Genomic DNA, 14,949 nt, shown 5'->3' on the forward strand with positions numbered 1-14,949 from the left:
TCGGGGGGCGACTTTTTGCCTACTTTTTGGTCGCTCAAAAAGTAGGTCGCCCGCCGGGGCGAACTCCCGGCACGGTGCACCGAACACAAAGGCTCAAAGCAAAAGCCCCCCACACCAACGTCTAGGAGAACCCCATGCTCCACATGGAAAAACTGCAGAAGGTCTACCGCACTGAAATGGTCGAGACCTACGCCCTGCGCGACTTCAACCTCACCGTCAACGAAGGCGAGTTCGTCGCCGTCACCGGCCCGTCGGGTTCCGGCAAGACGACGTTCCTGACCATCGCCGGCCTGCTCGAGGCCTTCAGTGCGGGCACCTACAAGCTCGATGGCATCGACGTCAGCCGCATGGGCGACGGCGAGCGCTCGCGCATCCGCAACCAGAAGATCGGCTTCATCTTCCAGGCCTTCAACCTCATCCCGGACCTGAACGTGCTCGACAACATCGAAGTCCCGCTGCGCTACCGCGGCATGGGGGCGGTGGAGCGCCGGCGGCGGGCGGCCGACGCGCTGGCGCGGGTGGGGCTGTCGGCGCGGGCCAAGCACTACCCGGCTGAGCTGTCGGGTGGCCAGCAGCAGCGCGTGGCCATTGCGCGGGCGTTGGCGGGGGAGCCGCGCCTGCTGCTGGCCGACGAGCCCACCGGCAATCTGGACAGCGCCATGGCCCGCAGCGTGATGGAGCTGCTGGAGGAGCTGCACCGCGACGGCGCCACCATCGTGATGGTCACGCACGACCCGCAATTGGCCGCCCGCGCGCAGCGCAATGTGCATGTCATCGACGGCCAGGTGGTGGACCTGACCGCGGAGCTGGCGGCGTGAGAATCCCCGTTCATCTGCCCCTGGCGGCCCTGGCGTTGGCCCTTGCCGCAGGCGCGACGCGGGCCGAGGACCTGCTGCAGGTCTGGGCCCAGGCCCGGGCGGCGGACCCGGTGCTGCGCCAGGCGGCCGCCTTCAGTGGTGCACAGGAGGCTGCCGCCCGCGAGGCGCGTGCCGCCTTGCTGCCGCAGTGGAGCGTGCAGGCCAGCGAGCAGCGCGAGAACGGTGATGGCGGGCGCACCCGCAGCGTCACCAGCAGCCTGAGCCAGCCGCTGTTCGACCTGGCCGCGCTGCGCACCTGGGACGCCAGCCGCGCGCAGGCCTCTGCGGAGTCGGCCCGCCTGGCGGCGGCCGAGCAGGCGGCGCGGGCGCGCGTGGCCGAAGCGTATTTCGGGCTCTTGTCTGCCCAGGCGCAGCTCGCCACGGCACGCGACAACGAAGAGGCGTTTGCCCGCCAGGTCAGCGAGGCCGACACGCGCTTCAAGGCCGGCCTGTCGGCACAGGTCGAGGCTGACCAGTCGCGCGCCTACCGCGAGCTGGCGCGCGGCAACACGCTGGCAGCCGAGCTGGCCGTGGCCGATGCGCGCGAGGCGCTCGCCCAGCTGACCGGCACCGCGCCGATCCAGCTGCAGCCACTGCGTCGCGACCTGCAAGCCCAGCCCCTGCCCGACAGCGCCGACGCCTGGGCCGAGCGCGCCCTGCAAGGCAACCCGGTGCTGCGCGGCCTGGCGCTGGACGTGGAGGCCAGCGAACAGCGCATCTCCGCGGCGCGCGCGGGCCACCTTCCGACGCTCAGCATGGGTGTGGACACCACGCAGCGGCGCGGGGATGGCGTCTCGGCGATCGACGCCGGCCGCACGCCCACCTTGATTGGCCTGCGCCTGACGGTGCCGCTGTTCGCTGGTGGCGCCGTGGCCGCTGCCACCGACCGCGCCAGCTTCCAGCGCGAGGCCGCCCGTGAGCAGCTCGAAGCGGGCCGCCGGGCAGTGCTGCGCGAGGTGCGCGCGCAAGTCCTGGCCGTCGGGCAGGGCCAGGCGCAGTTGCGCGCCACGCAGGTGGCCGTGCAGGCGGCCGAGCGAGCCCTGGAGGCCACGCGCACCGGCCTGACCCTCGGCACCCGCAGTACCACCGACCTGCTCCTCGCCATCCAGACCCTGGCGAGCGCGCAGAACGCCCAGACCCAGGCCCGCCATCGCCACGTGCTGGCCTTGCTGGCCCTGCACCAGGCCGCAGGCTCCCTTGGGGATGCGGAGCTGGCTGCGGTCAACGCCTTGCTGGAGACCCGCTGATGTTCCTTCACTACCTCGAACTGGCCTGGCGCAACACACGCGCCGCCAAGGGCCTGTCGGCCTTGATGGTGCTGGCCCTGGGCCTGGGCATCGGTGCCTGCATGACGACCCTGACCGTCTATCACGTGCTGTCGGGCGACCCGATCCCGCACAAGAGCGCGCGGCTGTTCAACGTGCAGCTGGACGCGGGCGACATGGTCGGCTGGCAGGCGGGCCAGGAGCCCACCTTCGACCTCACGCGATTCGACGCCACCGCGCTGCTGCGCGACCGCAAGGCGCCACGCCAGGTCATGTCCAGCGGCTTCAACACCGCGGTCGGTCTGCCCGAGGCCAGCACCAAGCCGGTGTTTTCCAGCGTGCGCATGACCTCGGCCGACTTCTTTGCGATGTTCGATGCGCCCTGGCAGTTCGGCGGCGGCTGGAACGCCGCGGATGACGAGGCCGAAGCCCGCGTGGCCGTCATTTCCTCCGCGCTCAATGAGAAGTTGTTTGGCGGTGCCAACAGCCTGGGCCGTGAGGTCATCGTGCGCGGCCAGCCGCTGCGCATCATCGGGGTGCTCAAGCCCTGGAAGGTGCAGCCGCATTTCTGGGATCTGACCCTCGGCAGCTATACCGAGACGGAGGACTTCTACCTGCCGTTCTCCACCGCGATGGCTCTGAAGATGGGCCACTGGGGCAACATGGACTGCTGGGGCAAGGGCGCCAACGGGGGCAGCTCGCTGGACCTGAACGCGAGTTGCTCCTGGATCCAGTACTGGGTCGAGCTCGACAAGCCCGAGGACGCCGCGGCCTACCGCGACTATCTCGTCGCCTACTCCGAAGCCCAACGCAAGGCGGGGCGGTTCGAGCGGCCGACCAATGTGCGCCTGCGCCCTGTGATGGACTGGCTGGGCGCCCAGAAAGTGCTGCCGGCCGATGTGCGCCTGCAGACCTGGCTGGCCTTCGGCTTCCTGGCGGTCTGCGTGGTCAACATGGTCGGGCTGCTGCTGGCCAAGACGCTGCGCCGCAGTGGCGAGATCGGCGTGCGCCGGGCGCTGGGGGCCACGCGCGGCGACATCTTCCGGCAGTTCCTGGTCGAGGCCGGGTTGCTGGGCATGGCCGGTGCTTTGCTCGGCCTGGTGCTGGCCCAGGGCGGCCTGTGGCTGGTGCGCCAGAGCCCCAACGACTACGCCAAGCTGGCCGAGCTGGATGCCTCCATGCTGGCCCTGACCCTGGGCCTGGCCCTGCTGGCCAGCCTGATCGCCGGCCTGCTGCCGGCCTGGCGCGCGGCCCTGGTCACGCCGGCCGTCCAACTGAAGGTGCAGTGATGAAAGACTTCATGCCCATCCTGTCCACGCTGCGGCGCCATCGCATCGCGGCCGGCCTCATCGTGCTGGAGGTGGCGCTGACCTGCGCCATCGTCACCAACGCGCTGCATCTGATCCAGACGCGCGTCGACGCGCTGAAGACCGACAGCGGCCTGGCCGAGGCCGAGATCGCCGTGCTCAACCTGCGCGGTGCCAAGCCGGTGCCGCCCGAGCGCAATGCCGCCATCGCCGCCGAGGATGCCCAGCGGCTGCGCGCACTGCCCGGCGTGAAGGCCGCCACCGTGACGAGCCAGATCGTCTACGGCAACAACAGCAACAACAGCGGCGTGTCGCTCGAGCCCGATTACAAGGGCACGCGGGTCACCGCGGCGCAGTACGCCGCCGACGAGCAGATGATCCCGGCCTTTGGCCTGAAGCTCATCGAAGGCCGCAACTTCACGCCCGACGAAGTGCTGGACGGCTTCAAGGCCTTCAGCGTGCCGGACCCCGTCATCGGCCAGGTCATCATCAACAAGGTGATGGCCGACAAGTTCTTCCCCGGCCGTTCGGCGCTCGGGCAGCGGGTCTACATCTTCGGCCGCTCGCCCTCGACCATCATCGGCGTGGTGGAGACGCTCACCCATACCCAGCTGATGCGCGCCCGCGGCGGCGACGGCAGCGGCGCGGCCATCATCCTGCCGCTGCACGGACCCGGGGCCTATGTGCTCCGGGCTGATCCGGCGCAACTGGATGCGGTCATCAAGGCGGCCACGGCCGTGCTCGAGTCGGGTGACGAGGCGCGGGTGGTCACCCAGGGCCGGCGCCTGACCGAGATGCGCAGCGACTTCTACGCCCAGGACCGCGCCATGGCCTGGCTGATGGGCGGCGTCTGCGTGTGCCTGCTGCTGGTCACGGCCATGGGCATCGTCGGGCTGGCCAGCTTCTGGGTTCAGCAGCGCACCCGCATGATCGGCACGCGCCGCGCGCTGGGCGCCACCGAACAGCAGATCCTGCGCTACTTCCAGCTCGAGAATCTGCTGCTGACGAGTACCGGCGTGCTCATCGGCCTCGTGGGCGCCTGGGGCCTGAGCCAGCTGCTGATGCAGCACTACGAGTTGCCCCGTCTGCCGTGGGTGTATCTGCCCGCCGGCGCGCTGGCGTTGTGGCTGCTGGGCCAGGTCGCGGTCTGGGTGCCGGCCCGACGCGCCGCCCGGCTCTCGCCGGTCGCAGCGCTCAGGAGCTGAGGCTGCGCAGCTGCTGGGTCCAGTCGGCCCAGTGGCGCTTGACCTTGTCGCGCTGCTGAGGGCTCAGCCCGTTGAGCAGCTTGAGCACGCTCGCCATCCCTTCGTCGCGCAGCGCCTGCTCGGCGGGCAGCGGCTGGGCGAGCTTCATCAGCTCGGCAGTGCCGCTGCTGAAATCCTGGCGCGACCAGGCACGCAGCGCCTCCAGCGTGCGGGCTTCGCGGGTGGACCGTGCTTGCGACAGCGAAGCCACGTCGAAGTGCCAGCCTTCGGCCTCGGCGCGCGCCTGGCGGCGGGTGCTGCGGTCCAGGTCGCCCAGCCAGCGTTCGAGCGTCGTCACATAGCGCTTGGCGCGCTCGTCCTGGCCATCGCGGCCGGTGTTGCGCTCGCGCCATTCGGCGTGCTTTTCTTCCATCTTCTTCTGCAAATGCGCCCATTGCTGGGGCCGCAGGTCGGCCAGCACGGGGGCGGCCAGCGGCGCGGCATGCTGCAGGCAACGCTCCAGGCTGGCGCGGCCGGCGCGTTCCAGGGCCAGCAGGTCCTCGGCGGTGACCGTGCCGTGGTCCAGCATGGCGCCGGCCTGGCGCAACAGCGCCACCCACTGGGGCAACTCCTCGCGCCGGTGCCAGGCCTGCCAGGCGCGCAGCTGCTCCTTCATGCGCGCCTGTTGGGCACTGTCGAGGTCAAGGTAGCTGTCGATCCACCAGCCGCCCAGGAAAGGCAACTGGTTGTAGGCCAGCGTCAGGCTGGAGCAGCCCGCCAGGCCCAGGGCCAAGGCCAGGGCGAGCAGGGTGGCGAGGCGCTTGAACAGCTGCATGGCGGGATGGTGGCGGCATGGCACGGCCTTGTCATGTGCGAGGGCATTCCATCCGCTTGTAGGGCGGGGCGCCATGGCCGCGGATGCCGCCCAAGGCCCGCCGCGGCCCGGGGCCGGCCTGGGCCGGTTATCGTTGCAGCCTCCATCACTCCCTGGACTTCGTCCGCGCCCGCCGTGCCCCAGAAGGAGCTTCCCCACACCTTCAAGCTGGTGACGATCTGGCTCGTCGTGACGGTGGTGATCTTTCTGGGCATCAAGGCCTGGGAGCGGCACCGCGAAGCGTCGCGCTTTCAGCTGGCCGGGCAGACCATCGTGCTGGCCCGCTCGCCGGACGGGCATTTCCACTGGCCGGGGCGGGTCGGGAACATCGAGGTCGACTTCCTCGTGGATACCGGTGCCACGGTCACCGCGCTGCCGCAGGCGCTGGCTGAGCGTGCCGGGCTCACGCCGCTGGCCGCGGTCAGCACGCAGACGGCCGCCGGTGCCACCCGTGGCTTCGTGGCGCGGGCCGACATCGCGCTCGACGGCGGCGTGCGGGCCGACCGGCTGGCCGTCACGGTGCTGCCGGACCTGGCCGCGCCGCTGCTGGGCATGGACGTGCTGGGCCGGCTGCACTTCTCGCAGAAGCCCGGCGAGCTGCGTATCGACCCGTCATGAACCTGCGCCCCCTCACCCGATGCCTGCTGCTCTGGGCCGCCTGCCTCGGCAGCGCCCACGCCGCCTGCCCGCCGCCCGTGGCCCAGCCCAGCCCCGAGCAGGTGGCGACCTGGACGGCGCGGGCGCCGGACCGCGGCCTGCTGTGGCGCATCAGCAAGGGTGGTCACAGCAGCTACCTGTTCGGCAGCCTGCACATGGGCCGGGCCGACTGGGCCTACCCGGGCCCGGCCTTGCGGGCGGCCTGGGCCGCGACCGAAGTGCTGGCCGTGGAGCTGGACCCGGCCGACGTCGGCCCCGCGTTGGCCGCCCTGCCTCAGGAGGCTCCGCTGCCGGCGCCGCTGGCCCGGCAACTGCAGGCGCAGTGGGCGGCAGCCTGTCTGCCGGCGGCGGCCTTGCAGTCGCTGCCGGCCGTGCTGCAGCTGAGCACGCTCTCGCTGACCGAAGCCCGGCGCGACGGCTTCGATGCCGCGTTCGGCCAGGACCTGATGCTGATGGCCTGGGCGCGCGCCGAGGGCCGGCCGGTGCAGTCGCTGGAGACCGTGCAGGAGCAGCTGGACGCGCTCTCGCCGCCGCCTGGCGAGTTGGCCACCGTGGTGGCCAGCGGCCTGCAGCAGCTGCGCCGCGGGCAGGTCCGGGCGCCGATGCGCAAGCTGGCCGAGGTGTGGTCGCGTGGCGACCTGAAGACGCTGGCCGATTACCCGCGCTGGTGCGGCTGTGCCGACACGCCGGCCGAGCGGGCCTGGATGACGCGGGTCAACGATGGCCGCAACGGGCCGCTGGCCGCCCGCATCAGCGCGCTGCACGGCGCGGGGCAACGCCTGCTGGTGGCGGTGGGCGCCCTGCACATGACGGGCCCGCAGGCCTTGCCGCGCCTGCTGGCGGCCGAGGGTTTTACCGTCGAAGCCCTGCTGCCCAGCCAGTAGGATGCGGGGGTCGGGGCAAGCCCTGACCATGAAGGGGAGACCATGAGCGACAACAGCTTCACCAAGTTCGTGCCCGGCTTCGAGTTCCTGCAGGGCCTCGTCAAGAACGCGGGCTCGGCGCTGCCGGGCATCGGCCAGTGGGTCGCCCCCACGCTCAACCCCGAGGAGCTGGCCAAACGCATCGAGGAGCTGCGCACGGTGCAGTTCTGGCTGGAGCAGAACGCCCGCATGCTCGGCGCCACCATCCAGGCGCTGGAGGTGCAGCGCATGACGCTGTCGACCCTCAAGTCCATGAATGTGCCGCTGACCGACCTGCGCGACAGCCTGAAGCTGCCCACCGGCATGGACGCGCCCGCCTGGCCGAGCATCCCGCCGGAGATCGTGGCCGCCGCTGCGCCTGCCGCCCAGGCCGCCGCCAAGACCGCGGTGAAGACGGCCGCCAAGACCGCCCGCGCGGCAGGCAAGACGGCCGGTGATGCCGCCAAGGCCGCGGGCCTGCCGATGGGCGCGGTCGACCCCACGCAATGGTGGACTGCGCTGACCCAGCAGTTCACCCAGCTGGCCACCACGGCCATGAAAGACAGCGCCACCGATGCCGCGCGCAACCTGGCGGGCAATCTGGTCAAGCAGTCCTTCGATGCCGCCAGCGACACCCTGCGCAAGGCGGCCACCGTGCCGGGCGCCGTGGTGGGCAGCGTGGCCAAGGGCCTGGCCGCCGGCGCGCCCAAGGCCCCGGCCAAGCCCGCAGCCAAAGCCGCTGCGCGGCCCGCCGCCAAGCGCAGCACGACAACCCGCCGCAAGGCCTGAAAGCGTCCACCCGCACTGGACAGGCGTGATGAAGCGCCGCCCCCTGATGCTGATGCTGGTCAGCGCGCCCATGTGGGCGCGGGCCGGCGCGCCGCTGGTGTTCCCGATGCACGAGCCGGGACGCGAGTCGCATTGGCGTTACCTGCTGGCGGTGCTGAAGCTCGCCGCCGAACGGGCAGACACCGATCACGAGTTCCTGGAGTCGCAGGAGCCGATGACGCAGGCGCGGGTGATCCGCGAGCTGTCGGGGCGGACCGGGCGGCTCGACCTGGCCTGGACCATGACCAGCATCGAACGCGAGCAGCAGATGATCCCCATTCGCGTGCCGGTGGACCGCGGCCTGATCGGCTGCCGCATCGCGCTCGTGCGCCGGGAGCATGTGGGCCGCTGGGCCGAGCTGCGCACGCCGGAGCAGCTCAAGCGCTTCACCGCAGGGCAGGGCGCGGACTGGCCCGACACCGACATCCTGCGCGACAACGGGTTGCCGGTGCAGACGGCCAGCCGCTACGAGGTGCTGTTCGACATGCTGCGCCGCGGCCGGGTCGACTACTTCCCGCGCGCGGTGTTCGAGATCGACGACGAAGCCGCTGGCGGGCTGGCGCAGGACTTGATCATTGAACCCCATGTGTTGATCCGCTACCCGGCAGCGTCCTACCTGTTCGTGCGCCCCGACCGGCCGCAGCTCGCGGCGGACCTCGAACGCGGCATGGAGGCCGCCGTGGCTGATGGCAGCCTGCAGCGCCTGTTCCAGCGCTACTTCGGCGACCTGATCACCCGGCACCGCCTCAGCCAGCGGGCCACGATCCCTTTGCGCAACCCGCTGCTGCCGCCGGCCACGCCGCTGCAGCGCCCGGCGTACTGGCTGGTGTTCTGATCCCCCCGTGTCAGCGGCGCGTGGGCTGGCCGGGCTAAAGTCGCCGGCCATCGGGGCCCGGTGTGGTGTCCCTGACCTGAACCGGCCGCGATGAACACCCCTCACCGAGATCCCGCCATCGAGACTGCCGTCGACCGTGCGGCGCGACTGCAGCAGCTGGTGGCCGCGCTGGCGCCGGTGCTGCCCGCCCATGCGCTGCTCTACCAACCCGAGCAGACGACGCCCTACGAATGCGACGGCCTGACGGCCTACCGGCAGCGCCCCCTGGCCGTGGCCCTGCCCGAGACCGAGGCCCAGGTGGCCGGCGTGCTCAAGGCCTGCCACCGCCTGGGCGTGCCGGTGGTGGCGCGCGGCGCGGGCACCGGGCTGTCGGGCGGCGCGATGCCGCATGAGGCCGGGCTCACGCTGGCGCTGGCCCGCTTCAACCAGATCGTGGCCATCGACCCGCTGGCCCGCACGGCTCGCGTGCAGTGCGGCGTGCGCAACCTGGCGATCAGCGAGGCGGCAGCGGCGCATGGCCTGTACTACGCGCCCGACCCCAGCAGCCAGATCGCCTGCAGCATCGGCGGCAACATCGCCGAGAACTCCGGCGGCGTGCACTGCCTGAAGTACGGCCTCACGCTGCACAACGTGCTGCGGGTGCGCGGCTACACGGTCGAGGGCGAGCCGGTGGAGTTCGGCAGCGAGGCGCTGGATGCCGCGGGCCTGGACCTGCTGGCCCTGGTGGTGGGCAGCGAGGGCATGCTGGCGGTGGTCACCGAGGTCACCGTCAAGCTCGTGCCCAAGCCGCAGCTGGCGCGCTGCGTGATGGCCAGCTTCGACGACGTGCGCAAGGCCGGCGACGCGGTCGCAGCCATCATCGCGGCCGGCATCATCCCGGCGGGCCTGGAGATGATGGACAAGCCGATGACCGCCGCGGTGGAGGACTTCGTGCACGCCGGCTACGACCTCGACGCCGAAGCCATCCTGCTGTGCGAGAGCGACGGCACGCCGGAAGAGGTCGCCGAGGAGATCGCCCGCATGGAGGCGGTGCTGCAGGCCAGCGGCGCGACCCGCTGCCAGGTCAGCGTCGACGAAGCCCAGCGCCTGAAGTTCTGGAGCGGCCGCAAGAACGCGTTCCCGGCGAGCGGTCGCATCAGCCCCGACTACATGTGCATGGACTCCACCATCCCGCGCAAGCACCTCGCCACCATCCTGCTCGACATCCAGCAGATGGAAAAGAAGTACGGCCTGCGCTGCGCCAACGTGTTCCATGCCGGCGACGGCAACCTGCATCCGCTGATCCTGTTCGATGCCAATGACCCCGACGAGCTGCACCGCTGCGAGCTGTTCGGGGCCGAGATCCTGGAGCGCAGCGTGGCCCTGGGCGGTACCGTGACGGGCGAGCATGGCGTGGGCGTTGAAAAGCTCAACTCCATGTGCGTGCAGTTCAGCCCGGCAGAGCGCGAGCAGATGCTCGCCCTGAAGGCCGCCTTCGACCCCGCCGGCACCCTCAACCCCGGCAAGCAGATCCCGACGCTCAACCGCTGTGCCGAGTACGGCCGCATGCATGTGAAGCGCGGCCTGCTGGCCTTTCCCGAGCTGGAGCGGTTTTGAACCTGGCCGACCTGCAATCCCGCATCCAGGACGCCGGTCGTGCCGGCATGCCGCTGCGCATCACCGGCCACGGCAGCAAGGACTTCTACGGTGGCCCGCTGCAGGGCGAGACGCTGTCCACGCTGGCGCTCGCTGGCGTGACGGCCTACGAACCGTCGGAGCTCTACATCAGCGTCCTGGCCGGCACGCCGCTGATGCAGGTGGAGAACCTGCTGGCCCAGCAGCGCCAGCGCCTGGCCTTCCAGCCGCCCCGTTTCGTGGGCGCGGGCGACGGCCGGGGCACGGTGGGCGGCATGGTGGCCGCAGGGCTGTCGGGCCCGACGCGCGCGGCGCTGGGCTCGGTGCGCGACCATGTGCTGGGCGCCGTGCTGATCAATGGCCAGGGCGAGCTGCTGAGCTTCGGCGGCACCGTGATGAAGAACGTCGCGGGCTTTGACGTCAGCCGTGTGCTGGCCGGCTCGATGGGGCAGCTGGGCCTGATCACCGAGGTGACGCTGAAGGTGTTGCCGTGGCCGGCCGCATCGGCCACGCTGCGCTTCGAGTTCGACCAGCCCGCGGCCCTCAAGGCCATCAACACCTGGGGCGGCCAGCCCCTGCCCATCGAAGCCAGCGCCTGGTGGGACGGCGCCCTGCTGCTGCGCCTGGCCGGTGCCGACGCGGCGGTGGGCGCGGCCTGCCGCAAGCTCGGGGGCGACGTGATTCCGGCCGAGCTCGCCGAGCCCTTCTGGACCGGCCTGCGCGACCAGACCGACGAGTTCTTCGTCGGCGCCGAGCGCGCGGTGGCCGGCGGCGCGCGTCTGTGGCGGCTGTCGCTGCCCAGCACGGCGCCTGAGCTCAAGCTGCACGGCGAGCAGCTCATCGAATGGGGCGGCGCGCAGCGCTGGGTGGTCACGCCCATGGAGCCGCTTGCCGTGCGCGAGGCCGCGGCCAGCGTGGGCGGCCACGCCACGCTCTTCCGCGCGCTGGACAAGTCCGCGGGCGCCTTTGCACCGCTGTCCGCTCCGCTGGCGGCCATTCATCGCCGGCTCAAGGCCAGCTTCGACCCGCACGGCGTCTTCAACCCGGGGCGCCTGTATGCAGACCTCTGACAACGTCGCCCGCGTCATGCCCCGCTACTACGCCCAGCGGGCCGCAGAGTACGAGCGCGTGTTCGACAAGCCTCACCGCCAGCCCGACATCGCCGCCCTCAAGGCCTGGCTGCGAGCGCAGTTCGCCGGCCGCCGCGTGCTGGAAGTGGCCACGGGCACGGGCTTCTGGCTGCCCGAGGCCACGGCTGAGGCCACGGCCTGGCTGGGCACGGACATCAACCCCGAGGTGCTTGCCCTCGCGCGTGAGAAGGCGCTGGACTTCGACCGCGTCAGCTTCCAGATCGCGGATGCCTATGCCTTGCCCGCCAGCCTCGCCGCATGCCGCTTCGATGCCGCGTTTGCGGGGCTGTGGTTCTCGCATGTGCCCGTGTCGCGCCGTGCGGCCTGGCTGGCCCAGCTGCAGGCCTGCCTCGCGCCGGGCGCGCGCGTCGTGCTGATCGACAACCGCTATGTCGCCGGTGACAGCACGCCCATCGTGCGTGTTGATGACGAAGGCAACGGCTTCCAGCAGCGGCAGTTGTCCGACGGCAGCACGCACGAGGTGCTGAAGAACTTCCCGACCGCTGCCGAATTCGAGGCCCTGCTGCCTGGGCGGCGCTTCGAGTTCCGCGAACTCGACTACTTCTGGACCCTGGTCTTCGAGGCCTGACGCCTGCGCATGCAAACGACCCTCGCTCCTGAATTCACCGGCACCCGCGATGGCACCGAGGCCGAGGCCATCCTGCGCCGCTGCGTGCACTGCGGCTTCTGCACTGCCACCTGCCCGACTTACCAGCTGCTGGGCGATGAACTCGACGGCCCGCGTGGCCGCATCTACCTCATCAAGCAGGTGCTCGAAGGCGCCACACCCACTCGCGAGACGCAAGTCCACCTGGACCGCTGCCTGACCTGCCGCAATTGCGAGACCACCTGCCCGTCAGGCGTCGAGTACGGCCGGCTCGTGGACATCGGCCGCCGTGTGGTGGACGCCAAGGTCGAGCGCCCGTCAGGCGAGCGGCGCGTGCGGTGGCTGCTGAAGGAGGGCCTGACCTCGCCGCTCTTCAAGCCCGCGATGAAGCTGGGCCAGGCGCTGCGCCCGTTGGTGCCCGCGTCGCTCAAGGACAAGGTACCCGCCAAGGCGCCACCCACCGCCCACGACTGGCCCACCCGGCAGCTCAACCGCAAGGTGGCCCTGCTGCTCGGCTGCGTGCAGCCGGCCATGGCGCCCAACATCAACAGCGCGACGGCCCGCGTGCTGGACGCCGCCGGCATCCAGACCGTCGTGGCCGATGGCGCCGGCTGCTGTGGGGCCATCCGCGAGCACCTGGGTGACCATGAGGCGGCACTGAATGACATGCGCCGCAACATCGACGCCTGGTGGCCGCTGGTGTCGGGCCACGGCGAGCGTGTCGAGGCGCTGGTGATGAATGCCTCGGGCTGCGGCGTCATCGTCAAGGACTATGCGCATCTGCTCAGCGCAGACCCGGCCTATGCCGACAAGGCCGCGCGCATCAGCGAGGTCACGCGTGACCTGAGCGAGCTGCTGCCCAGCCTTGTCCCCGCACTCAAGTCACGCCTGAAGGCCAAGCCCGGCAGCCTGGCCTACCACCCGCCGTGCACGTTGCAGCACGGCCAGCAGCTGCGCGGCGGCGTGGAGGCGTCGTTGCGCGAGCTGGGCTTCACCATCGGCTGCGCACCGAACGACAGCCACCTGTGCTGCGGCTCGGCCGGCACCTACTCGGTGCTGCAGCCCGAGCTGTCCAAGCAATTGCGCGACCGCAAGCTGGCGGCACTGGCGCCACTGCAGGCCGAGCAGATCGTGTCCGCCAACATCGGTTGCATCCAGCACCTGCAAAGCGGCACGGCGCAGCCGGTGCGGCATTGGGTGGAGGTGCTGGACGACGCCTTGCGTGGGGTGAGCGGCGGCTGAGCCGCTCAGGTCTTGAACGCCGACACCAGCCGCACCAGTTCCTCGGCCTGGCTCTTCAGGCTCTCGGCGGCGGCGGCGCTTTCTTCGACGAGGGCGGCGTTCTGCTGGGTGGCTTGGTCCATCTGCGTGATGGCCTGGCCGACCTGGCTCACGCCGGTGCTCTGCTCGCGGCTCGCGGCGCTGATCTCGCGCACGATCAGCGCCACGCGGCCGATGGCCTCGACCACCTGGTCCATGGTCTGACCGGCCTGGTTGACCAGGGCCGAGCCTTGCTCCACCCGCTCGACGCTGTCGCCGATCAGGGCCTTGATCTCCTTGGCGGCTTCGGCGCTGCGCTGCGCGAGCATGCGCACTTCGCTGGCCACGACGGCAAAGCCGCGGCCCTGCTCGCCAGCGCGGGCGGCCTCGACGGCTGCATTCAGCGCCAGGATGTTGGTCTGGAAGGCGATGGCGTCGATGGTGCCGATGATGTCGGCGATCTTGCGCGAGCTCTCCTCGATGCCCTTCATGCGCTGCACCGCCTCGCTGACCACCGCGCCGCCCTGTCGGGCGACTTCGCTGGCGGTGTGGGCGAGCTGGTCGGCTTCACCGGCGTTGTCGGCATTGAGCTTGACGGTCGCAGACAGCTCCTCCATCGACGCCGCCGTCTGTTGGATGGCGCTGGCTTGCTGCTCGGTGCGTGAGGACAGGTCGTTGCTGCCCATCGAGATCTCGGAACTGGCGGTGGCCACGCCATTGGCGTTGTCGCGCACCGAGCCCACCAGGTGGCGCAGCGAGTGCTGCATCTGCGACAGCGCGTGGGTCAGTTGGGCCGTTTCGTCTTGGCCGGAGGAGCGGATCTCGCGCGACAGGTCACCCTGGCCGACTTCCTCAGCGGCATGGATGGCCTCGCGCAGCGGCGCCACGACCGAACGCGTGATCAGCCAGGCTGCGGCCACGCCGAGGCTGAGGCAGGCGATGGCGATGACCAGCATCTGCATCTGCGTGCGACGCGCCTCGTCCATGAACTGCTGGGTCTCGTTGCGCACGCGCTCGCCCTGGAAATCGGCCATGCGGCTGATGGCGGCGACATAGGTTTCGGAGGCCGGCCGCATCTTGCCTTCCAGCGTCTGCAGTGCGGCCTCGGCCTCGCCCGCCTTGAGCTGCGCGAACACCTGGTTGCGGATGTCGATGTAGGCCTTGCGGGAGGCGGCAATGTCGTCGAGCAGGGCCTTGCCCTTGTCGCTGTCGACGGACTTCGTCAGGCTTTCCTGCAACTCGTTGATCTTGGCGCTGGTGGCCTTGATGAGTGGCGAGAAGAACTCGGCCACCGGGCCGGACCCGCCCGCGCGCGCCACGGCGTCCGTCCGTGTGACGTTCAGCTGGGTCTGGGTGCGCCAGTCCTGGGCAAGGTCCTGGCGGCGTTGGAGTTCCACCAGGGTGTCGATGCGCGGGCCGACCGTGCCGATCTGGCGGTAGCTCAGCCCCAGCGCCAGGGCCAGCAGCAGCAGCACCAGCCCGAAGCCGAGGCCCAGCCGGGTGCCGATCCTGAGTGATTGCATCTTCATCGCGTGTCTCCTAATCGAATGCCAACGCCGCGTGCTTCCATGAAGACCCGGCTGGTGTTCTCGGTGACTGACTCTAGCGAGGCTTGCTAAACGATGCAAT

At 70.7% G+C, this 14,949-nt stretch carries 14 protein-coding genes; 12 read left to right on the forward strand and 2 right to left on the reverse strand.

All coding sequences use genetic code 11. From position 1 onward, the window contains the following. Positions 1–134 precede the first annotated feature (134 nt). The 4 genes from CDO81_RS25330 to CDO81_RS25345 are packed head-to-tail and all read left to right on the forward strand — an operon-like array spanning position 135 to position 4,634. Positions 135–818 (forward strand): ABC transporter ATP-binding protein, encoded by a 684-nt coding sequence (locus CDO81_RS25330; RefSeq protein WP_088486048.1) that lies wholly within the window; start codon positions 135–137, stop codon positions 816–818. Beyond that, positions 815–2,104 (forward strand): TolC family outer membrane protein, encoded by a 1,290-nt coding sequence (locus CDO81_RS25335; RefSeq protein WP_158218426.1) that lies wholly within the window; start codon positions 815–817, stop codon positions 2,102–2,104. Before CDO81_RS25330 ends, CDO81_RS25335 begins: the two co-directional genes overlap by 4 nt. Further along, complete coding sequence (locus CDO81_RS25340) at positions 2,104–3,411, forward strand: ABC transporter permease (RefSeq protein WP_088486050.1); 1,308 nt, start codon at positions 2,104–2,106, stop codon at positions 3,409–3,411. Before CDO81_RS25335 ends, CDO81_RS25340 begins: the two co-directional genes overlap by 1 nt. Next, a complete protein-coding gene (locus CDO81_RS25345; RefSeq protein ID WP_206602177.1) occupies positions 3,411–4,634 on the forward strand; it encodes an ABC transporter permease in 1,224 nt (407 codons plus the stop codon). The genes CDO81_RS25340 and CDO81_RS25345 overlap by 1 nt, the downstream gene beginning before the upstream one ends. Here the strand turns inward: CDO81_RS25345 and CDO81_RS28270 are convergent. Then, complete coding sequence (locus CDO81_RS28270) at positions 4,624–5,448, reverse strand: DUF6279 family lipoprotein (protein ID WP_158218427.1); 825 nt, start codon at positions 5,446–5,448, stop codon at positions 4,624–4,626. The genes CDO81_RS25345 and CDO81_RS28270 overlap by 11 nt on opposite strands. 210 nt (positions 5,449–5,658) lie before the next feature. On the opposite strand from CDO81_RS28270, the gene CDO81_RS28275 reads away from it, so the two are divergent. The 8 genes from CDO81_RS28275 (at position 5,659) to glcF (ending at position 13,302) form a co-directional block, all read left to right on the forward strand. Then, complete coding sequence (locus CDO81_RS28275; RefSeq protein ID WP_158218428.1) at positions 5,659–6,105, forward strand: retropepsin-like aspartic protease family protein; 447 nt, start codon at positions 5,659–5,661, stop codon at positions 6,103–6,105. Next, positions 6,102–7,028 (forward strand): TraB/GumN family protein, encoded by a 927-nt coding sequence (locus CDO81_RS25360; RefSeq protein ID WP_088486053.1) that lies wholly within the window; start codon positions 6,102–6,104, stop codon positions 7,026–7,028. Before CDO81_RS28275 ends, CDO81_RS25360 begins: the two co-directional genes overlap by 4 nt. A 42-nt stretch (positions 7,029–7,070) precedes the next feature. Further along, positions 7,071–7,835: a PhaM family polyhydroxyalkanoate granule multifunctional regulatory protein gene (locus tag CDO81_RS25365; RefSeq protein ID WP_088486054.1), complete on the forward strand. Its 765-nt coding sequence runs from the start codon at positions 7,071–7,073 to the stop codon at positions 7,833–7,835. A gap of 28 nt (positions 7,836–7,863) precedes the next feature. Further along, positions 7,864–8,709, forward strand: a complete 846-nt coding sequence (locus tag CDO81_RS25370; RefSeq protein ID WP_088486055.1) for a substrate-binding periplasmic protein — start codon at positions 7,864–7,866, stop codon at positions 8,707–8,709. Between the two features lie 90 nt (positions 8,710–8,799). Continuing rightward, entirely contained in the window at positions 8,800–10,305 is a 1,506-nt protein-coding gene (locus tag CDO81_RS25375) for an FAD-linked oxidase C-terminal domain-containing protein (RefSeq protein WP_088486056.1), read from the forward strand. After that, positions 10,302–11,393: a glycolate oxidase subunit GlcE gene (gene glcE, locus CDO81_RS25380; protein ID WP_277596158.1), complete on the forward strand. Its 1,092-nt coding sequence runs from the start codon at positions 10,302–10,304 to the stop codon at positions 11,391–11,393. Before CDO81_RS25375 ends, glcE begins: the two co-directional genes overlap by 4 nt. Beyond that, positions 11,380–12,042, forward strand: coding sequence for a class I SAM-dependent methyltransferase (locus tag CDO81_RS25385; protein WP_088486057.1), 663 nt, complete (start codon positions 11,380–11,382; stop codon positions 12,040–12,042). The genes glcE and CDO81_RS25385 overlap by 14 nt, the downstream gene beginning before the upstream one ends. A gap of 9 nt (positions 12,043–12,051) precedes the next feature. Beyond that, on the forward strand, positions 12,052–13,302 hold the full coding sequence (gene glcF / locus CDO81_RS25390) for a glycolate oxidase subunit GlcF (RefSeq protein WP_088486058.1): 1,251 nt from the start codon (positions 12,052–12,054) through the stop codon (positions 13,300–13,302). Positions 13,303–13,307: 5 nt separating this feature from the next. On the opposite strand, the gene CDO81_RS29200 is transcribed toward glcF, so the two are convergent. Then, positions 13,308–14,849, reverse strand: coding sequence for a methyl-accepting chemotaxis protein (locus CDO81_RS29200; protein ID WP_088486059.1), 1,542 nt, complete (start codon positions 14,847–14,849; stop codon positions 13,308–13,310). Positions 14,850–14,949 lie beyond the last annotated feature (100 nt).

This window comes from Roseateles puraquae (assembly GCF_002205845.1).
Lineage (GTDB): Bacteria > Pseudomonadota > Gammaproteobacteria > Burkholderiales > Burkholderiaceae_C > Pelomonas > Pelomonas puraquae.